This window comes from Embleya sp. NPDC056575 (assembly GCF_042793325.1).
Taxonomy (GTDB): domain Bacteria; phylum Actinomycetota; class Actinomycetes; order Streptomycetales; family Streptomycetaceae; genus Embleya.
This window is the reverse complement of the sequence record NZ_JBHTVA010000076.1, coordinates 1-16853: the sequence shown is the minus strand read 5'-3', so window position 1 is coordinate 16853 and position 16853 is coordinate 1. Positions and strand designations below refer to the sequence as shown.

The window sequence follows — 16853 nt, the reverse complement described above, 5'->3', positions numbered from 1 at the left end:
TCCACCCTTGTGGATCACCATGCAAGTCCGGCGCGCTACGACCTCCACGCCTCCTGGTAGTCGGGGTGGTCGGAGTACACGGCGGCGAGGTGACGGAGGGCGTCCTCGACCGTATAGGTGCCGGTGATGTAGGCGCCGTGAGGATCGGCGCCGGCGAGCGCAGCGACCAGGGCCCGCCGGGCTGCCACGTCGCGGAGGACGCGCGCGGGGTGGTGGCGGGCGATGTGCCGCGTGGTGGCCCGGAGTTGCCTGCCGGACAGTGCGAACGCGTCGGCAACGCGTTCGCCGTCGGCCGCCAGGACCTCGTCTTCCTCGGCGGTGGTGCTCCAGGGGCCGGGGCTCGCCGCCAGTGTCTCGGCCTCGTCCTCGTCGAGCCGCGCCGTCAGGAACGCCACCAGGTCGTCGGTCACTTGTGCTCCTCAGCCTGCGTCGCCGCCCACGCCGCCGCGACCGCCGCGACGGCGGGCTCCAGCTCCGCCCACAGGTCCCGGATCGCCTGCTCGACCCTGGGCGCCGGTTGCCCGGCTGCGGCCCGCGCGACCTCCCGCTGTGCGCGTGCCCATCCGAGGGTCGGTGTGAGGCGGCCGACCAGGGCGTCGCGGAGGTCGGGGCTCAGCGGGACGGCGATGGTGTCGGTCATGGTCCACTCACGGGGTCGAGTTGGCGTGCGGGCCTGGCGGGTCGGGTCGCGGCCCAGTGCGCGTAGGAGCCGAAGACGCCGAGCGCGATGGTGAGGACCGCCCCGACGACGGCGCCCTGCATGTCGGGCCCGGTCGGCGCGAGTTCGCCTGCGGTCATGCCGCCGGTGAACAGCACCGACACGACGGCGGCGCCGCCCACGGTGATGAGGAGGTCGTATGCGGCTGCGGCTCGCGCCCAGGCGGGCCGCTCGACGAGGACTTCGTCTGCGCAGGCGAGGCTGTCCTCCTCGACCATGCCGGTGATGGTCGTGCCGCGCGTGAGGGCTGTGACGCCCATGGCGATGAAGCCGAGGGCGAGGAGGATCGCGGCGACGATGATCGACTGGACGAGGATTTGGGTGAGGGCGACGACGCCGAGGGCGGTGCAGCCGATGTGGAGCGGGCGGCACCAGCGGTGGGGGCAGGTGCGGGTGGGGGTGTGATGTCCCATGGGACGGATCCTCTCGTATCGGACTGTCAGGCGGGGGCTGTTCCGGGCCACACGGGCTCGTCGTCCAGGGTGTAGTGCTGCCCTGGGGCGGCGTGTAGCTCGGCGTGTAGCGGCGGGTGTAGCGCGTCGTGACCTGCGGCTACACCGGCCGGAGAGGGGTCGGGGTCGGGTCGGGGGGAGGGGTTGAGCGCGGCTTCCAGGTCGTCGACGTGGACCCCGGCGTTGACCTTCCCGGCCTTGCCGCCGACCCGGACCTTGGGCCGGATCGGGACGCCGTGGCCGGTGATCCAGGCCCGGACGTCGGCCGTGTCCCAGTCGATGCCGGCGGCCTGGACGCGGGTGGTGATCTCGGCGAGGTGGATGCCGCGCCGGTCGCCGATGGCTCGGCGGATGGCGGTGAGGTCGCGGTGGCGGGCGGCGGCCGGGTCGAGCGGCGGTGGCATCGGTGCCGCCGCTGGCATCGGGTCGTCGGTCGCTTCGGTCGCTTCGGTCGCTTCGGTCGCTTCGGTCGCTTCGGTCGCTTTGGTTGCCTCGGTCGCTGCGGCCGGGCCGTGCCACCAGGCGGCGGCGACCCAGGCCGGGGTGGCGACCGCGAGCACTGCCGGGCCGAGGTGCCAGCCGGCCCAGGCGCCGCCGAGGAGGATGCCGCCGCGAGCGGCGATCGTTCCGCGCCGCTCCTCGGCTCCCTCGGTCTCGGCGGCGATCCACGTAGTGACCCGGTCGAGGAGAGCGTGGTGGCCGTCGACCGCCCGGTCCACCCCGCGCCGGGCGAGCAGCACGGGGCGGACGGGGAGGCGTCCGGTCACCGGCCGGTGGTGGTCTGGGTAACCGAGTTGCCGACGCTGTTGCCGGTCTGGTTGATGGTGACCCGGAGGACGCCGAAGAGGCCGGCGGTGGTGGCGGTGAGGCACATGACGATGATGGTCATGATCGTCCAGGTCTTGGCCTGCTTGTGCGCGGTCTTCCAGCCCTTGACGCCCATGCCGAGGATGAAGACGGCGATGATCAGCGAGCCGGTGCCGGTGACTCCGCTGTTGACGTCCAGGCCCTGGGGCGAGGCGGGGGGTTGCTGTTGGGGTGCGGTGCCGGCGGTGGTCTGGGCGAGCATCTGGCCGGCGAGGTCGTGGACGTTGGGGTACTCGTGCATGGCGGGTCCTCAGTGGGTGTAGAGCGCGGCGGCGGCTGCGATGGCCGCCCAGATGCACGCGAGTTCGAGGGCGATGCGGTGGACGGTGCGCGGGGGCAGGCTCGGTGAGACGGCCAGGAGGCCGATGAGGGCGAGCATGGCCAGGAGCACGCCCGCGAGGGCGGCGGGCATCAGCCGGTGGCGACGGTGAGCTTGGGGGTTGCATCGGGCGCGAACAGGTAGCCGCCGTTCGCGTCCCGTTCCGGCAGCGGCACGAGGGTGCCTCGGGCAACCCACTGGCGAACGGTGTTCGGCTTGACCTTGAACCGCTCGGCGATCATGGCCGTCGTGAGCTCCCTCTGAGGGGCGGCCGCCGTGACGCGGGGCGTGACGACCACCGGGACGGACAGCGGGATCGCAGCAGGACCGTGGATGGCCGGCCGGTGCGCCGGGGCGGCCGGTGGCGGGGGTGTGACGGCGGCGGTGGCGTCGGCCGTCACGGCTGTCACGCGCCGCTCCACTTGCCGCTGGACGGGCGTGGCGGCGAGGTGGAGGAGGTGGCCCAGGACGAGCGGCGGGATGCACGAGACGACCCAGACGAGCCACACCGGGGCAGCGGGCGTAGCGGTCCAGTGGCCGGTGACGAACATGTGTGACACGGGCTGGGCGCTCATGGCGAGGCCGAGTGACAGGGCGGCGCCGGCGACGGCGGAGCGGTGTCCGGGGGCGCCGCGGGGGCGGGTGCCGGCGACGACGGCGGCGATGCCCGCGTAGGCGGCGAGGACGGCGGCCATGCCCCAGGCGAGGCGGGTGTCCCATCCGGCGAGGACGGCCAGGTGGTGCTCGCCGGGGGCGCACATGACGAGGACGGTGACGGCGACGGCGGGGCGGCCGGCGGCGGTGAACGCGCGAACCCACAGCGGCGGCCGGGGCGTGACGGTGTCACGCGGGGGTGATGCGGGCGGGACACGCCGGGGCGGACTGCCCCGGGTGATCAACCGCAGGATACGGTTTTGCGAAGCCACGAAGGATCTCCCGAGATCTGTAGTGGTAGCCGCGGCGGGGTTCGCTCCCTGCCGTGGTCAGGCCCTCGTCTGGCGTTACCAGCGCCAGGTGGGGGCCGTTTTGCTATCGTGCTCGGCCTTTATATCACGGTCTGTTATGGATTGTGTCGGATTCGAGGGTGTGACGTGACACCCGTCCTGGCGTGTCCTGTACGGGAGTTGGTGATCTCTAGGGGTGTGACGGGGTGGCCGCCGGGTCAGCCCCGGCGCATGCGGTCGACGCGTTCGCCGAGCCCGGGGCGTGACGGCTCGTCACGGGGCTGGGAGCGGCGGTACATGGGCGTCTCGACCTTGCGCTCGACGCGGCTGTAGTCCTCGCCGCGGATGGGCTCGACGGCGGCCCGCGGGACGGACATGACGTCGCCCATGGCCTGGGTGACGACGGGTCCGGCGCGGTCGGCGGGGTGGGTGGCTGCCCACCGGTTCCATGCCACAACGGCTTCCCAGCCGCCGTGCTCGCGCTGGATCCACCACATGAGGCGGGCGACGATGACGCCCTGGTCGTCGGGGAGGGTGACGCGGAGGCGTGGGCGGTGGTCGGGCTGCGCGGGCGGCATGGGGCCAGTGTCCCGGAGGCCGTCAGCGTTCGACGACCGGTCGAGCGAGGTCGCGGTGGACGAGGGTGACGTCGTGGCCGCGGGTGCGGAGGGCGGTGTCGAGCATCATGCCTACGGAGGCTGCGCGGTGTCGGCCGCCGGCGCATCCGACGGCGATGGTGGTCGGTGCCGGGCTGGGTCCGGCGAGGTAGGCGGTGACGGTCGCCAGGGTGGCGTCGACGAGTGCGGGGATGCCGGGCGTGGAGGCGACTGCGGTGCGGACCTGGGCGTCGTCGGCGGTGAGGTGCCGGAGTTCCGGGGAGACGTACGGGTCGCGGTAGTGGTGGCGGAGGTCGAGCGTGATGGTGGCGTCCGGTGCCGGTCCGTGGAGGTAGCCGAACGTGGTGATGGTGATCATGAAGCTCCCGTCTTCGCGCCGGCTGGTCCGGCGAACTCCCCGGTCCCGGCTCGTGTCCGGGGCCGGGGAGCCCGCCGGCGTCAGGCCGGGATGATCCACGCTTCGGTGACCAGGGCGGCGGCGCGGTGGGTGCGCTGCTCGATGCGGGCCTTCTTCTCGGCCCAGCCCTTGACCCAGGCGGCGGTCTTGGTGGCGGGGACGGTGACGGCGAGGGTCTGGATGGTGACGGGCTGGCCTTCGATCTTGGTGGTGACGATGGTCTGGTAGGTGGTGGTGGCGGCCATGGTGTGCTCCCCGGTGTCGGTGTTCCCTGCTGACGTCTACGACTGTACATGGCCCATGTACGTCATGCAACCCCCCATGTACAGTGGATCCATGACCACCCCAGCCGACGCCGTAGCCGCCGCCCTCGCCCGGGTCGAGCAGGTCGCCGACCCGACCGCCCGGGCCATTGCCGCCGGTGAACTGCTGACCGCCCTCGCCGACGGCCAGGCCCAGGCCCGGGCCCTCCGCCAGGCCGCCGTCCTCGACCTGCGGGCCCGGGGCTACAGCCACGGCGACGTCGCCGCCGCCATCGGCACCAGCCGCTCCCGGGCCCAGCAGATCGCCGAGGGCAAGACCCGCACGCCGGCCGCCAGGCCCGCCGCCGACTGACCCTCACGCCGCCCGGCGCTGCTCGATCAGCCAGACGAGCCAGCCCTGGTACTCGGTCCACGTCATGGTGCGCGGGCAGCCGCGGCAGGTGACGCGGTCGGTGCCGTCCTCGCGCTGGAGGCCGCGCCCGCAGCCGCCGCAGGGGGTGCCGAGCGGGATGTGCTCGACGTCGCCGCTGCCGCCGAGGAGCCGCCGTGCTCGGCCGGCGAGAATGCGGACGGCCCGCCCGAGGCCCTCGGCGTCGTGCCAGGCCCAGGCGTCGCGCCCGCCGCGGGTGTCGCCGAGGACGCGGGCGGCCCAGCCGGTGGTGCGTCCGCGGACCTCGGTGCTGCCGAGGTGGTCGAGCCAGGCGGCCGCCCATTCGGCGAGGGTGGTGTCCATCTCGTCGGCCTGGTCGAACTCGGGTGAGGGGCTGGCGGGGTCGATGCGGGTGCCGCCGCGGGTGAGGGCGGTGTGGGTGGCCTGGCCGTCGGCCGCGGCGATGAGTCGGTCGCGGAGCGAGGGCAGCCGCCAGAGGATGGTGGCGAGGTCGTTGCGGCAGTCCGCGCACCAGACCGGTTCGCCGGTGCGGGTCGGGTGGCTGGGGCAGGTGCTGGCCGGGGTGGTGTCGGTGTCGTGCTGCATGGTCGGCTCCCTGGGCGGTACGGTCCGGGGTGAGTGGTGGACCGTGGCCCCCGGGTGACCGGGGGCTCTCGCCGTGTCAGCGCTTGAGGGCGTAGACCTTCTCGCCGCCGATGAGTGGCGCGTCCTCGGGGCCTTTGATGTGCGGGGCGATCCACAGGGGGCGGTGGACTTCGCGGGTGGGGTACCACTGCTGGCGCCAGTGGCCGCGCACGATCCACGAGTGGTGGTACTCGCGAACTCCGTCACCCTGGCCCTCGGTCCGCTTGGGGCGGCGTAGTTCGATTACGCGAACCGGCTTGGCCACCTGACCCGCCCGCCGCAGCCTCTTCTGTGCAGCTCGATCGGGCTGCACGTCGGAGAGTGCAGCCAGGGGTTGTTGCATCAGCAACATCGCGGCGCGCAGGACCGGCAAGGCACTGTTGGCGACGCCGGATTCTGCCGCCATCAGGCCGATTTCATGGTCGCTGACGCCCGCGTTGAACCCTGCGTAGAGGCGCACGATGTCGTTGAACCACAGGCCGCCGGGGGTTGCTCCCAGGATGCGCAGTTGCTGTTCGACGACCGCACTGTCCAACTCGTCCAACACGGATTGCAGGTCGATGAAGAAGGCGATCATCGCCCCCGTGCCGAGTACTTGCCATGACGCAGCGTGTACGCGGCACGGCATCTTGCCCCAGGTGACCGGGATGCCGCCGTCGAAAAACATGAAGCCGATCGAGGACGGGTAGTCGAGCGCGTCCGATGCGAACGGTGGCAGTGACCCGGCTGCCACGGTGGCCAGTTGCGTCATGCCCTCGGAGACGTGGAAGAGATCGGCAAGGACGAGTTTCGTGGTCTCTCGTGCTGCGACATCAATGCTGCCGAGGCCAGGGGCGACGCGACTCAGGTTCTGCTCGGTGTGTAGCGAGGCAATACCCGCCGGCCCCACGGCATCGCGCTGCCGCACGATCTCGGCTCGGAGTTCGGGTAGGTCGACAGGGCGGATGTGCATGTCGCTCCTTGGTGTCGCTCTGGTCTCGAATGGATCAAGGTGTGGCAGTTTGTGCAGGTCGGGCGTAGCGTCCCTGGACCGGCGCGTCCCCCCTCGCCGGTGTAGGGCCCGTGCTCTCGGTGCCGCCGGTCGAGCGCGGGCCCTCGGCCGTGTCAGGCGGGCGTCCAGCGCAGCCCGCAGGCTTGGCAGTGCGGCCAGCCGGCGTACCCGGAGACGGTGCCGTTGCTGCGGAGGGTCAGCGCGCCGTGCTCGGGGCAGCGTTCGTGGTTGGACCGCAGAACCCAGTACCAGGAGCCGCAGGGGCAGATGGCGGGTTCGTCGCCGGCGGGGGGCCGGCGGTCGGCGAGGTTGATCACGGGGCCGCTCACGCCCGCTCCTGGTTGTCGAGTGCGGCGAGGATGCGGTCGGCGCATCCGGCCGCGGTCAGGCCGTGCGGGATCGTCCCGGCCTTGAGGCCGGTGGCGTAGTCGCGGACGCGCTGGTCGGCTTCTTCGGCTCTCTCGGCGCGCTGGTAGTGGTGGTCGTATCCGCGCCGCCAGCGATCGCGCTCCTTGACGAGCCGGTCCCGCTCGGCGATGAGCGCGTGGATCGGCGCCACGATGTCCGGCCAGGCGTCGCCGTGCCCGCCGTGCGCCTCGAGGGCGTCGCGCGCCTCGGTGAGGAGCATTTCGCGCTGCGAGGCGCCGGCCTGGCTGAGGGCGAGCTGCTGCCGTAGTGCGTCGAGTCCGGCGCGGATGCGGTCGACTTCGGCCGGGCCGAGGCGGCGTTTGTGGGCGTGGTCGAGGAGGTTGTCGAGCTGCTCGCGGGTGGGCTCGGTCATGTCGGGTCGGCCTCCTCGTGGTCGGCGCGCATGTCGTGGTCGTGGACGACCTGGTAGCGGTCGCAGCCGAGGCGGATGATCCAGTCGCCGGCGCGGGCGACGGTCGTGTGGTGGCGGCCGGCGGAGTCGACGTGGTCGAGGATCACTTTCGGGTCGCGGTAGAGGCCGGAGAGGTCGCCGTGGCACCAGGCGGCGATGGCTCGGGCGGTGTCGCCGGTGTCGTCGCCCTGGACCTGGACGGCCTCGACCTCGACGGGGCGGCGGCGGAAGCGGCGGACGGTGGGCTCGGTCATCGCTGCGGCTCCGAGGCGTGGGTGGCGAGGTGGGCGAGGCCGGCCGTGAGCGCGGCGGGCTGGGTGGGGGCGCAGTCGATGGCGATGCACGGCCGGCAGGCCCAGGACCAGCGGGCGGAGGGGCGTGGGTGCTCGGGGTCTCGGGTGCGGTAGACGCGGATTGGCGGGGGGCGGCGGTCCACGGTGGTCTCCGGTGGTGGGGCCGGGGCGCGTGGCCCCGGCCGGGCGGGTGGGTCAGGCGTGCTCTCGGTAGGCCCGGTACGGCCGTTCCTGGTCGTCGTCGGACGTGCACATGTGGATGCCGGCCGCCCGCTGCCGCTCGAACATCACGGCGATCCACATCTGGTCGGGTGCGTGGACGGCGAGGTCGGCCCAGGCGTGCGGCGTCATCTGCATGGAGTCGTCGGCGAGGCCGCACGGGCAGGGGCAGTCGGGGATGGGGTCGAGGAGCGGGTTGACGCCGTGGCAGCGGTGGTGCCAGTGGTGTTCGCACGCCTCGCAGGAGCCCTTGGGGACGATGTACGTGGTCGTCCACTTGGGCGGGCCGGCGACGGGTGTGGTGGCGATGAGGCGGCGGGTTCCGGTGGTGGTGCGGGCAGTTCGCTGTTGTGCTCTGGTGCTGATGTCGGTGACGTCGGCCACGTGGACTCCTGTCGCTGTGGGTCTGGTCGGTGGCTTGCCGTTGCCTCACGGCGGGCCGTGGCGGGGGCTAGGAGTGGTCGGAGGCGGGCGCCGGTCCCTCACTGGGGGTCGATGCGCCGGAGGGGCTCTCGGGGGCGCCTGTGGCGTCGCGGGTCACCACTGGGCCCACTCGCCGCTGTCGCTGCGACCGGAGTGCAGCCCCGGGTGGTCGCCGGGCCGATCGCAGATCCGGCCGAGGACGGCATGCGCGGCCACGCACAGCAGGGGCTCGGTGTCGCGGTCCTCGACGGCGGCGACCGACCACACGTCCTGCCGCCGCCAAACCCGCATCTCCGCCCACTCCGGGTGGTGCCAGCGTCGGGTCGCCATCTGCTCGACGGCCCGGTCGAGCGTCGGTTCGGTCGACCCGACGCGTTGCCAGCCACCGGTCGGGCTGTCGGCGTCGGCCTCGTCGCGGAGGACGACCCGGTAGTCCTCGGTCGTCGGCAGCGGCGGGTCGTACCGCCGAGGGCCGGCCACCGTCGCCGTCGTGCAGTCGGGGTCGGGTTCAGGGTCCTCGCGCTCGGCCCGCAGCCGCTCGATCTCGGCCCGCGCCTCCACCAGCTCGGCCTCCAGGCGCTCGGCCTCGTGCTCGGCCGCCCACGTCCGGTCCCGCGCCAGCCGCCAGTCGCCCCGCGAGGGCATGCCGCGCCCGGGGTCGGCCTCCGCCTCGTCCCGCCGCTGGATCTCCGCCGCCGTCCGCCCGGCGAGGTCCGCCGCCAGGGCGCCCAGACCGGGGCCGATCGCCACGGCCGTGGTGCGCTGCCGCTCGACCGTGGCGGCCTGCTCGGCGACCAGGGCCAGCAGCGCCGGCACGTGCTGCTCGATGCAGCGAATGAGCGCCTTGTTCCAGGCAACGAGGTGCTCAAAGGTCGGCCCGCCGGGGCGGACCGGCGACGTGGTTGCGGTGGCCTGGTCGGCCCGGATCGCGTCGAGGTCGAGCGGCGCGGCCGAGGTCTCGTCGGCGGCGGTCACCGGGCGGCCGCCTCGTCCAGCACCGCCGTGTACGACACCGGCCGGCCCAGCGACTCGGCGTAGGCGACCTCCGCCCGGGTGTGCTCGCCCGGCTCGCCGACGACCACGACCCGGTCGCAGCGGCGGATCCGCGCCAGGTGGAGCGGCCCGGCGATGTCGTGGCCGACGTCGGGGATGGGCATGTCGACGAGCCAGCCGGCGCGGCTCTGGCGGGCGGCCTCGGCGAGGATGGCGGGCCAGTGGCGGAGGCTGCCGCAGAGGCAGACGGTGGGCGGGTCGAGGCTGGTCATCGCGGGGGCTCCGTCTGGTGTCGGCCCTGGTCGGGGCGGCGTGTGGTGGGCTTCGTCCGTCGGCCGGGCTTGGGCGTGGGCCAGTGCGGCGGCAGGTGGTCGAGGGCGTCGCGCAGCCAGCCCGGGAGGTCGGCCCGGGCGTCGTCCTCCAGGACGGCGACGGCGCGCAGGACGGTGAGGATGTCGCCGCGGGTGCGGTGGATCTCGGCGTGGAGGTCGGCGTCGGTGGCTGGCCGCTCGCCGTCCTGGGTGACGGTGACGAGGGGTTCGCCGTCGATGTGGCGGGTGATGGTGATCGTGGTGGTGGGTCCGGCGGTGGCGAGGGCTCGGCGGACGGCGGCGAGGGCGTCGTCGGTCACGTGGCGCTCCGGGTGGTGTCGTCGACCGGCAGCCACTGCAGGACCGTGACGGGCCGCTGCTCGACCTCGGTGACCTCGATCTCCGGCCCGCCGAAGAACATCGGCGGGATGTCGGGGCCGTGGTCGGCCCAGATGACTCGGTAGTGCCGGCCGTCGGCCTTGACGACGGTGATCTTGTACGTGCAGTGGTCGTCTTCGTCGGTGGTCTCGGTGTGGATGGTGTGGTCGTCGAGGAGGGCGGCGAGTTCGGCCTGGGTGAACGTGCGGGTGGGCATCAGGAGGTCTCCGTGGTGGGGTCGGCGGGTCGTCCGGTCGTGGCGGGTCGTCCGCCGCCGCTGCAGGGCTGGCGCATCGCGTTGCGGTGCTGGCGAAGGTGGCCGGCGATGGTGATGGCCCAGTCGCGTCCGCATTCGGGGCAGGTGGCGCGGGGGCCGGAGCCGGGCCGGGTGGCGGGTTTGACGTCGTAGTCGGCGAGCGCGGCAGCCACCGCGGCGGACAGGGGGCCTTCGTTGGGGTGGGCGAGCCAGGTGTCGCCGGCGGTGTCGATGGCGGAGAGGGCGGCGGGCGGGATCATGCGGCGCCCTGCTCGCGGAGCCGGGTCTCCAGGGCGACGACGCCTTCGATGCGGCGGCGGATTTGGCCGACGACGAGGTGGATGTGTCGGGCGGGGGCCTGGATGTTGATGCTGGCGGCGTCCCACAGGACGGCGCCGATGCGGTCGACGAGGCCGGTGTCGCAGCAGGCGCGGTCGTCGAGGACGACGATGACGTGGGCGCCGACGGGGATGCGGTTGTCGAGGGTGTCGAGGTGGGCGCCGTGGGTGAGGTCGAGGACGTAGGTGGTGGTGATCACGGGCATGGGCACGGTCATTGCGGTCACTTCCCGAGGTTGGCGAGGCGGGCGTAGTGGCCCTGCCACGACAGCGGCACGGTGATCTGGTTGGGGCCCTGGCGGTTCTTCGCGACGATCAGGTCGACTTCGCCGAGCCAGTCGCGGTCGCCGGGTTCCTTCGGCTGGTCGGGGTGGGGGACCTCGCGGTGGAGGAGCATCACGATGTCGGCGTCGTTCTCGATCGAGCCGGACTCGCGGAGGTCGGAGAGCTGCGGGATCTTGACGGTGCGCAGTTCGGACGCCCGGTTGAGTTGGGTGAGGGCGACGACGGGGATGCCGAACTCGATGGCGAGGAGTTTCAACCCGCGGGAGAGGGCGCCGAGTTGCTGGACGCGGCTTTCGCCGGCGCGGGTGTCGACCTTCATGAGCTGGAGGTAGTCGATGACGACGACTTCGGCGGGGTGGCCTTGGCCGTGCATCCAGCGCAGGCGGGTGCGGATGTGCGGCAGGGACAGGTTCGCGGTGTCGTCGATCAGCAATGGGGCGTTGCGCAGCGCGGGGCTGTGCTTGGCGAGTTTGGGCCAGTCCCAGTCGCCGAACTCGCGGGCCTCGAACGCGTTGAGGCTGACGCCGGCCAGGCCGGCGAGTGCGCGGTCCATGACCTGGCGCCGCGGCATCTCCATGGAGAACAGGGCGGCGGGCCGGCCGCGTTTGACGGCGGTGTGGACGGCGAGGTTGAGGCCGACGATGGACTTCCCGCCGCCGGGTCGGGCGCCGACGATGACGAGTTGGCCGCCGCGGAGTTTGACAACGCGGTCGACGTCGGGCCAGGGGGTGGGGATGACCGGGTTGAGGTCGGGCTGTTCGAGGGTGTCGAGGTAGGCGTCGAAGTCGTCGGCGACCATCAGGGCCTGGCCGGCGGTGTTGCCGGTGGCGACGGCCTGGACGTCGGCGATGACCTTCTCGATGTCGGTGTCGGGGTCGAACCCGGCGGATCCGGCGGTCTGTACGCCGCGGGCGCATGCCTGGTGGAGGCGGCGGCGTCGGGCGTCGTCGGCGACGGTCTGGGCGTGGTAGCGGACGCTGGCGGGGCTGACGGCGCCCATCTGGCCGAGTTCGAAGAGTTTGGTGACGTCGCCGCGGAAGGCGGCCATGTCGCCGGTTTGTTCGAGGCGGCGGGCGACGGAGGTGATGTCGACCCAGGCTCCGGCGCCGGCGAGGTGGACGGCGGCGGCGAAGGCGAGGCCGCGGGAGGGCTGGTGGAAGTCGCCTTCGGTGAGGGTTTCGGCGGCGGCTTCGGCGAGGTGTCGGCCGTGGATGGCGGCGCCGGCGACGGCGTCCTCGGCGAGGAGGACGTCGGGGTGGGGGGTGTAGCCGGGGGCGCCGAGGACGGGTGTGTCGAGGGTGTCGGTCATGTGGGGGCTCCGGGGTTGCAGTCGGGGCAGCGGTACCAGCGGCCCTCGGTCTCGACGAAGCGGTAGCCGGGGTTGTCGCAAGTGCCGCACCAGTCGGGTTCGGGGTCCGACCGGTGGGTGGGTGCGGTGGCCGCGGGGGCGCTGGGGAGTCCGGACCATCCGCGCATGAGGGCGGTGATGTAGGTCGGGGGGTTGTCCCTGCGCCAGGAGCGGCGGGCGTGTTCGATGAGGGCGGGGACACCGACGCGGTTGATCAGGTCGACGAGTTCGCCGACTTGTTCGGCGCGCATGGTCCAGGAGGCGGTCATGCCTTCGGCGGTCATGCGGTCCTGGAGGGGGCCGAGGGCGGCGAAGGCGTCGCGGCTCGGCCGCTCGGCCGCTTGCTTGCTTGCATTACCTGCTTGTTTGTTAGGGCGGGACGAGATTCCCGCCTTTGGCCCGGCATTTGTGGTCGATTCGGACTCAAAGGTGGGACTGTCGTCCCGGCTTTGGGCCTCAAAGGTGGGAACCTCGTCCCGCCTTTGAGCGCTAAGGCGGGAATCTGGTCCCGCCTTTGGGCCTTCAAAGGTGGGAATCTCGTCCCGCCTTTGTTCCGGGGCGAACCGGGGCAACCGGTACAGCGTCTTGCGGCCCTTGTGAGCGAACACCGGGCGGCCGTTGCGGTCTTTGTCGATCACGACCCGGACCTCGAGGTCGCGCGCGGCCAGCCGCTGGAACGTCTTGCGCAGGCTGTCCGCCTTGAGGCCGGACTGCCGGGCGATCAGGTCCGGTGGCGGCCAGCACTCGCGGGTCTTGAGGTCGGCGTACCGGGCGAGGACGACCAACACCATCCGCTCGGCCGGCGTGAGGTCGGCCGGAGCATGGTCGAGAACTTCCTCAACCAGGCGCTTATCCACAGGTGCGGGCCTTTCGATGGTGCGGTCGGAGGGATGGGCGCGGTGGGATCAACCCCTTCAGGGCGGCTTCCGATCAACCTGATAGCCATCATATACTTGGCCACCTACATGTTGGCTATTGCTACCCACGGTGGAGTGGCCACACGCATGTGGGATCATGTCGACATGCCTACGGAGGACGCCGTGACCCAACTTCGAACCGCCGTGCGCACGTTCAAGCGAGCCGACAAGGCCGTGAAGGACGCGCGCACGCACCGAGACGAAGCCATCGCCGCCGCCCTGCGGGCAGGGATAAAGCCGAAGGCGGTCGTCGACGAGACCGGCCTCACAGCCGAGCAGATCCGCCGCATCGCCCGCGAACACGACGTCCCCCGGCTGCGAGAACCGACCGTGACGAGCCGGCGGAAGCAGGAATCCGACGAGACCTGACACCTGCTTCACCTCCCTTCGTGGCCCGGCTTCGGTCGGGCCTTCGTCATGTCCGCGTGCTCCCGGGGCGGGGGTGTGGACGCCCCGCCCCGGGGGTGTGGTGGGCCTACTCCGGGTCGGTCGGCCAGCCGACGGCAACGGCCGGGGCCTGCTTGGCGGCGAGCCCGGAGAGGGTGACGGTGGCCGTCGCGATCTCGGCGACGATGCGCGCGAGCAGCTCGTCGGTCAGGTCGGGACAGTCCGGTTCGCCCATCAGGCCCATCGACACCTCGTAGGTGGCGACGCTGGCGTCGAGCGGGCCGAGGGCGGCGTGTTCGCGGATGGCCCGTGCGGCGAACTCGCGGATCTCGGCCTGGGTGTATGTGGCCGGCGGGACGATCTGGTCCCAATCGCAGGTCTGTTGACCCTTCTGCTTCACGTCGCGGTGGTCACCGAGGTGGCCGGGGCTGCGAGCGCAGGTGTGGTCGTGGTCCTCGCGCGGGCAAGGGGTGCCGCACGTCTTGGCGGTGGTCTGGTCGGTCATGTCGGTCCCGTCTCGTGGTGGTTGGTGCGGGGTCCGGCGGGCTGGTACCGCCGCCGGACCCCGCGGTCAGGCGGACCGCTTCGAACGGCGGCTGGCGCGGCGCTTGGCGGCGACCCGTTCGGCCTCGGTCGTCCCGCCCCACACGCCGCTGTCGTAGCTGTGCTCCATGGCCCACGAGCCGCACGCGCCGGCGACCGGACAGGCCCGGCAGACCTTCTTGGCCAGGGCCGTCTGGACCTTCGCCTCGGGGCTGGTGCCGATCGGGAAGAACAGCTCCGGGTCCTCGCCGCGACAGGCCGCCCGGTGACGCCAGTCGACGCGGCTGTCGTGCTCGGCTCGCCCGCTGCCTGCGCTGGCGGCGAGGGCAAGCCGGGAGGACATGCGCCCGGGTTTGTCCGCGGTCGGCTGGACCTGTACCCGGGTGCCCTGTGGGACGGCCCGCAGGTGGTCGGGGCGGACGCACATGCGGGTGCCGCACGTGTGGGCGATGTCGTGGCGGTCGGGGATGGCGTCGACGAAGTGGTTGTAGACGGCGTGGTGGGCGGCCCAACGCCGGCCGGAGATGCTGATGGCCCCGTAGCCGCCGCTGGGTGCTCCGGTCCACAGCCAGCAGTCGCCGGTGCGGTCGATGCGGGCGAGGAGGCGTTCGGTGACGGTCCCGGCGGGTCGTCCGCTCACGAGGCACCTCCGATGTGGGTGAGCAGGTCGAGTTGGTCGAGTGCGACGATCGGCGTGGGCGGCCCGGGTGGCGCCGGGTCGGGCCTGCGTTCGGGCCACGTCTCGGGTCCGGTGGGTTCGGGTTCGACGTGCGGCCGGTAGGGGTGCCCGAGGGCGGGCGGCCGGTCGTGGCAGGGGCAGGTGCAGACGTTCAGGTCCCACACGTCGGCGGTGCGGCCGGGCCAGACGGCGGCGCGGCCATCGGAGTACATGAGCCAGGTCGCCGGCCCGCCGTGTTCCGGCGCGGGAGCGTGTGCCGTCTGGTGGCGAACGGCCGCGGTGAGGACGGTGGTTGTGGTGGTGAGGCGTTCGGTGCCGTCGGGCATCACGCGGCGGCTCTCCGTCCCTGGATGGCCCGCTCCATGGCGAGCGCGGCCCATTCGTCGGCGATCACGGCGGCTTCGATGCGGGCGTTGACGTCGGTGTCGTTGCGCAGCTTGATCACGTAGGCGGCGGTGCTCTCGGCCTTGCGGGCGACGTGCGCGTCGCCCATCCCTTCGGCGCGGTGGCGGATGCCCGCGCGGATCTGGGCCAGGGTCCGCAGGTCGGCGGTCGTGGCGGTCACAGCGCCTCCGGTCGTGCTGCCCAGTCGGCCATCGCCTCACCGGCGCGGCATGCGGCTTCGGGGTCGGTCTCGGCGAGGGCGCGCAGGTCCGCCGCGGCCTTCTTGCGTGCGGCGATGTCGGCGAGCACCGCGCGGACGGCGGCCCGGTAGTCGTCGGGGTCGAGGCCGGCCACGACCGGGATGTCGGCCGCTTCGGCGGCGGCCTGCATGGTGTCGGCGAGGGCGGCCATGCGGTCGCGCTGGTCCCGGACCTCCCGGATCATGGCGGCCATGTAGTCCTCGCCGGCGAGGCTGGCTTGCGCTTCGGCGAGCTCCTGCTCCAGGTCGACGGCGATCGCCCGGGCCTGGTCGCGCTCGGCGATGGTCTGCTCGTACAGTCCGGCCCACTTGGCGGCGTCGCATCCGCGCTGCCGGCTCTCGGCTGCGTGGGCGTCGCGCTCCTTGGTGACCTCCTCCAAGTCCGCGAGGAGGTTGTTGTTGAGGGTGGCCTCGCGGTCGAGGTCGCCGGTCAGGTCGGCGAGGCGGCCGGTGGTGATCAGGCGGATCATCGGGTCCTCCGGTGCTGGTCACGGTGGTTGGCGGTGCGGGCGTCGGCCTCGCGCTCGGCCCGGCCGCGGACCTTGGCGGCGCGCAGGAGCACAACGAGGCAGGCCAGGCCCGCGAGGTAGCAGGCGGCGGCGAGGAGGTACACGGTCACGGCGTCCTCCGGTGGCGGCCGGGGTGGTGTCCGCTCCACGGGCCGAGGTCGATGTACAGGTCGTCGTCGGCCTCGCGGTACGGCCGCCAGCGGGTGTCGTCCGCGACGTAGGCCAACTCGGCCAGGACACGCGGGTGCGGGGGCGGCGGGGCGGTCGTGATGACGTGGACGCCGCCGGTCGCGGGGGCCGGGGTGCGGGGGCCCCGCCCGGCCGGGATGACCCGGCCGAGCAGGGAACGCAGGGAGGCGGCCATCAGTTGGGCACCGCCGCCGACTCGCCGGGCAACGTGAGCCCGAGGTGACGGCGGCTCTCCAGGTCCAGGCCCTGGGAGATGACGTGCTCACGTGTGCCGACCGCCCAGTCGACTCCGGACTGGCAGTCCCAGCCGGATGTGTCGCACCAGGCGGCGACCGCCGCCCACGAGCCGTCCGTCAATCGCATCAGGGCGGCCAGGTTCAGTTCGGCGTAGTCGCCCTGACGGGCCCACGCGTGGGTGACCTCGGCAACATCGTCGGGGGCAATCGAGCAGACGACATCGGTGCTGAACTCGTTGAGGCCGAAGACGTACTCCAGGTTGTACGCCCAGTCGGTGTCGGCCAGGTCGACGTCCCGGTCGAGGAGTGCGGTGAACTGCTCTGCGATGTACGGGATCGAGTTCATGCCGCGCCACCAGCAGGCCAGTTCGGGTCGGGCTCGTTCGGCCAGCCGCCCTCGGGCTCGATCTCCGCGTCGACCGGGCCCTCGTCGAACACGGGCTGCGGCAACGGGGCGGCGGGTGCCATCTCGGCGGCGACTTCGGCCTTCGCCCGCAGTTCCT

The 16853-nt window shown here is 72.7% G+C and carries 35 protein-coding genes; 2 read left to right on the top strand and 33 right to left on the bottom strand.

From position 1 onward, the window contains the following. Nucleotides 1-35: 35 nt before the first annotated feature. From ACFRCG_RS39830 to ACFRCG_RS39785, 10 genes are all read right to left on the bottom strand, one after another. The gene (locus tag ACFRCG_RS39830; RefSeq protein ID WP_380040763.1) at nt 36-410 is read right to left on the bottom strand and encodes a DUF6221 family protein; all 375 of its coding nucleotides are present in this window, start codon (nt 408-410) and stop codon (nt 36-38) included. Further along, nucleotides 407-640: a hypothetical protein gene (locus ACFRCG_RS39825; RefSeq protein WP_380040761.1), complete on the bottom strand. Its 234-nt coding sequence runs from the start codon at nt 638-640 to the stop codon at nt 407-409. The genes ACFRCG_RS39830 and ACFRCG_RS39825 overlap by 4 nt, the downstream gene beginning before the upstream one ends. Continuing rightward, a complete protein-coding gene (locus tag ACFRCG_RS39820) occupies nt 637-1131 on the bottom strand; it encodes a hypothetical protein (RefSeq protein WP_380040759.1) in 495 nt (164 codons plus the stop codon). The genes ACFRCG_RS39825 and ACFRCG_RS39820 overlap by 4 nt, the downstream gene beginning before the upstream one ends. Nucleotides 1132-1157: 26 nt before the next feature. Then, nucleotides 1158-1937, bottom strand: a complete 780-nt coding sequence (locus ACFRCG_RS39815) for a hypothetical protein (RefSeq protein ID WP_380040757.1) — start codon at nt 1935-1937, stop codon at nt 1158-1160. Next, the gene (locus tag ACFRCG_RS39810; RefSeq protein ID WP_380040755.1) at nt 1934-2278 is read right to left on the bottom strand and encodes a hypothetical protein; all 345 of its coding nucleotides are present in this window, start codon (nt 2276-2278) and stop codon (nt 1934-1936) included. The genes ACFRCG_RS39815 and ACFRCG_RS39810 overlap by 4 nt, the downstream gene beginning before the upstream one ends. A gap of 9 nt (nt 2279-2287) precedes the next feature. Next, nucleotides 2288-2449 carry a hypothetical protein gene (locus ACFRCG_RS39805; protein WP_380040753.1) on the bottom strand — a complete coding sequence of 54 codons (162 nt, stop codon included), beginning with the start codon at nt 2447-2449 and terminating at the stop codon, nt 2288-2290. Beyond that, the gene (locus ACFRCG_RS39800) at nt 2449-3282 is read right to left on the bottom strand and encodes a hypothetical protein (protein ID WP_380040751.1); all 834 of its coding nucleotides are present in this window, start codon (nt 3280-3282) and stop codon (nt 2449-2451) included. The genes ACFRCG_RS39805 and ACFRCG_RS39800 overlap by 1 nt, the downstream gene beginning before the upstream one ends. Nucleotides 3283-3518: 236 nt before the next feature. Further along, the gene (locus ACFRCG_RS39795) at nt 3519-3878 is read right to left on the bottom strand and encodes a hypothetical protein (protein ID WP_380040749.1); all 360 of its coding nucleotides are present in this window, start codon (nt 3876-3878) and stop codon (nt 3519-3521) included. 22 nt (nt 3879-3900) lie between these two features. Further along, a complete protein-coding gene (locus ACFRCG_RS39790; protein WP_380040747.1) occupies nt 3901-4275 on the bottom strand; it encodes an ATPase in 375 nt (124 codons plus the stop codon). 80 nt (nt 4276-4355) lie between these two features. Continuing rightward, nucleotides 4356-4559 carry a hypothetical protein gene (locus ACFRCG_RS39785; protein ID WP_380040745.1) on the bottom strand — a complete coding sequence of 68 codons (204 nt, stop codon included), beginning with the start codon at nt 4557-4559 and terminating at the stop codon, nt 4356-4358. Between the two features lie 91 nt (nt 4560-4650). On the opposite strand from ACFRCG_RS39785, the gene ACFRCG_RS39780 reads away from it, so the two are divergent. Continuing rightward, nucleotides 4651-4929 (top strand): hypothetical protein, encoded by a 279-nt coding sequence (locus ACFRCG_RS39780; protein WP_380040743.1) that lies wholly within the window; start codon nt 4651-4653, stop codon nt 4927-4929. 3 nt (nt 4930-4932) lie between these two features. Here ACFRCG_RS39780 and ACFRCG_RS39775 read toward each other — a convergent pair whose 3' ends face one another. From ACFRCG_RS39775 to ACFRCG_RS39705, 15 genes are all read right to left on the bottom strand, one after another. Beyond that, on the bottom strand, nt 4933-5553 hold the full coding sequence (locus ACFRCG_RS39775; RefSeq protein ID WP_380040741.1) for a hypothetical protein: 621 nt from the start codon (nt 5551-5553) through the stop codon (nt 4933-4935). A gap of 76 nt (nt 5554-5629) precedes the next feature. Then, a complete protein-coding gene (locus tag ACFRCG_RS39770) occupies nt 5630-6544 on the bottom strand; it encodes a hypothetical protein (RefSeq protein WP_380040739.1) in 915 nt (304 codons plus the stop codon). Nucleotides 6545-6696: 152 nt separating this feature from the next. Beyond that, nucleotides 6697-6912 carry a hypothetical protein gene (locus tag ACFRCG_RS39765; protein ID WP_380040737.1) on the bottom strand — a complete coding sequence of 72 codons (216 nt, stop codon included), beginning with the start codon at nt 6910-6912 and terminating at the stop codon, nt 6697-6699. Continuing rightward, a complete protein-coding gene (locus tag ACFRCG_RS39760; protein ID WP_380040735.1) occupies nt 6909-7364 on the bottom strand; it encodes a hypothetical protein in 456 nt (151 codons plus the stop codon). The genes ACFRCG_RS39765 and ACFRCG_RS39760 overlap by 4 nt, the downstream gene beginning before the upstream one ends. Then, complete coding sequence (locus tag ACFRCG_RS39755; RefSeq protein ID WP_380040733.1) at nt 7361-7657, bottom strand: hypothetical protein; 297 nt, start codon at nt 7655-7657, stop codon at nt 7361-7363. Before ACFRCG_RS39755 ends, ACFRCG_RS39760 begins: the two co-directional genes overlap by 4 nt. Continuing rightward, entirely contained in the window at nt 7654-7839 is a 186-nt protein-coding gene (locus ACFRCG_RS39750) for a hypothetical protein (protein ID WP_380040731.1), read from the bottom strand. The genes ACFRCG_RS39755 and ACFRCG_RS39750 overlap by 4 nt, the downstream gene beginning before the upstream one ends. Before the next feature lie 52 nt (nt 7840-7891). Continuing rightward, nucleotides 7892-8299 (bottom strand): hypothetical protein, encoded by a 408-nt coding sequence (locus ACFRCG_RS39745; protein ID WP_380040729.1) that lies wholly within the window; start codon nt 8297-8299, stop codon nt 7892-7894. Between the two features lie 153 nt (nt 8300-8452). Next, the gene (locus tag ACFRCG_RS39740) at nt 8453-9313 is read right to left on the bottom strand and encodes a hypothetical protein (protein ID WP_380040727.1); all 861 of its coding nucleotides are present in this window, start codon (nt 9311-9313) and stop codon (nt 8453-8455) included. Continuing rightward, the gene (locus ACFRCG_RS39735; RefSeq protein ID WP_380040725.1) at nt 9310-9603 is read right to left on the bottom strand and encodes a hypothetical protein; all 294 of its coding nucleotides are present in this window, start codon (nt 9601-9603) and stop codon (nt 9310-9312) included. The genes ACFRCG_RS39740 and ACFRCG_RS39735 overlap by 4 nt, the downstream gene beginning before the upstream one ends. Further along, a complete protein-coding gene (locus ACFRCG_RS39730) occupies nt 9600-9962 on the bottom strand; it encodes a hypothetical protein (RefSeq protein WP_380040723.1) in 363 nt (120 codons plus the stop codon). Before ACFRCG_RS39730 ends, ACFRCG_RS39735 begins: the two co-directional genes overlap by 4 nt. Next, a complete protein-coding gene (locus ACFRCG_RS39725; RefSeq protein ID WP_380040721.1) occupies nt 9959-10237 on the bottom strand; it encodes a hypothetical protein in 279 nt (92 codons plus the stop codon). The genes ACFRCG_RS39730 and ACFRCG_RS39725 overlap by 4 nt, the downstream gene beginning before the upstream one ends. Beyond that, nucleotides 10237-10536, bottom strand: coding sequence for a hypothetical protein (locus ACFRCG_RS39720; protein ID WP_380040719.1), 300 nt, complete (start codon nt 10534-10536; stop codon nt 10237-10239). Before ACFRCG_RS39720 ends, ACFRCG_RS39725 begins: the two co-directional genes overlap by 1 nt. Next, nucleotides 10533-10832 carry a hypothetical protein gene (locus ACFRCG_RS39715; protein WP_380040717.1) on the bottom strand — a complete coding sequence of 100 codons (300 nt, stop codon included), beginning with the start codon at nt 10830-10832 and terminating at the stop codon, nt 10533-10535. The genes ACFRCG_RS39720 and ACFRCG_RS39715 overlap by 4 nt, the downstream gene beginning before the upstream one ends. Before the next feature lie 5 nt (nt 10833-10837). Beyond that, on the bottom strand, nt 10838-12208 hold the full coding sequence (locus tag ACFRCG_RS39710; protein ID WP_380040715.1) for a replicative DNA helicase: 1371 nt from the start codon (nt 12206-12208) through the stop codon (nt 10838-10840). Further along, the gene (locus tag ACFRCG_RS39705) at nt 12205-13104 is read right to left on the bottom strand and encodes a helix-turn-helix domain-containing protein (protein ID WP_380040713.1); all 900 of its coding nucleotides are present in this window, start codon (nt 13102-13104) and stop codon (nt 12205-12207) included. The genes ACFRCG_RS39710 and ACFRCG_RS39705 overlap by 4 nt, the downstream gene beginning before the upstream one ends. A 135-nt stretch (nt 13105-13239) precedes the next feature. On the opposite strand from ACFRCG_RS39705, the gene ACFRCG_RS39700 reads away from it, so the two are divergent. Next, a complete protein-coding gene (locus tag ACFRCG_RS39700; protein ID WP_380040711.1) occupies nt 13240-13533 on the top strand; it encodes a hypothetical protein in 294 nt (97 codons plus the stop codon). Nucleotides 13534-13639: 106 nt separating this feature from the next. On the opposite strand, the gene ACFRCG_RS39695 is transcribed toward ACFRCG_RS39700, so the two are convergent. The 8 genes from ACFRCG_RS39695 to ACFRCG_RS39660 form a co-directional block, all read right to left on the bottom strand. After that, entirely contained in the window at nt 13640-14056 is a 417-nt protein-coding gene (locus tag ACFRCG_RS39695; RefSeq protein ID WP_380040709.1) for a hypothetical protein, read from the bottom strand. 66 nt (nt 14057-14122) lie between these two features. Next, nucleotides 14123-14734 (bottom strand): WhiB family transcriptional regulator, encoded by a 612-nt coding sequence (locus ACFRCG_RS39690; protein WP_380040707.1) that lies wholly within the window; start codon nt 14732-14734, stop codon nt 14123-14125. Then, on the bottom strand, nt 14731-15099 hold the full coding sequence (locus tag ACFRCG_RS39685) for a hypothetical protein (protein ID WP_380040705.1): 369 nt from the start codon (nt 15097-15099) through the stop codon (nt 14731-14733). The genes ACFRCG_RS39690 and ACFRCG_RS39685 overlap by 4 nt, the downstream gene beginning before the upstream one ends. After that, nucleotides 15099-15338, bottom strand: coding sequence for a hypothetical protein (locus ACFRCG_RS39680; protein ID WP_380040703.1), 240 nt, complete (start codon nt 15336-15338; stop codon nt 15099-15101). The genes ACFRCG_RS39685 and ACFRCG_RS39680 overlap by 1 nt, the downstream gene beginning before the upstream one ends. Further along, nucleotides 15335-15886 (bottom strand): hypothetical protein, encoded by a 552-nt coding sequence (locus tag ACFRCG_RS39675; RefSeq protein WP_380040701.1) that lies wholly within the window; start codon nt 15884-15886, stop codon nt 15335-15337. The genes ACFRCG_RS39680 and ACFRCG_RS39675 overlap by 4 nt, the downstream gene beginning before the upstream one ends. Continuing rightward, complete coding sequence (locus tag ACFRCG_RS39670; RefSeq protein ID WP_380040699.1) at nt 15883-16035, bottom strand: hypothetical protein; 153 nt, start codon at nt 16033-16035, stop codon at nt 15883-15885. The genes ACFRCG_RS39675 and ACFRCG_RS39670 overlap by 4 nt, the downstream gene beginning before the upstream one ends. Next, on the bottom strand, nt 16032-16289 hold the full coding sequence (locus ACFRCG_RS39665) for a hypothetical protein (RefSeq protein WP_380040697.1): 258 nt from the start codon (nt 16287-16289) through the stop codon (nt 16032-16034). The genes ACFRCG_RS39670 and ACFRCG_RS39665 overlap by 4 nt, the downstream gene beginning before the upstream one ends. Further along, nucleotides 16289-16696, bottom strand: a complete 408-nt coding sequence (locus tag ACFRCG_RS39660) for a hypothetical protein (RefSeq protein ID WP_380040695.1) — start codon at nt 16694-16696, stop codon at nt 16289-16291. Before ACFRCG_RS39660 ends, ACFRCG_RS39665 begins: the two co-directional genes overlap by 1 nt. Nucleotides 16697-16853 lie beyond the last annotated feature (157 nt).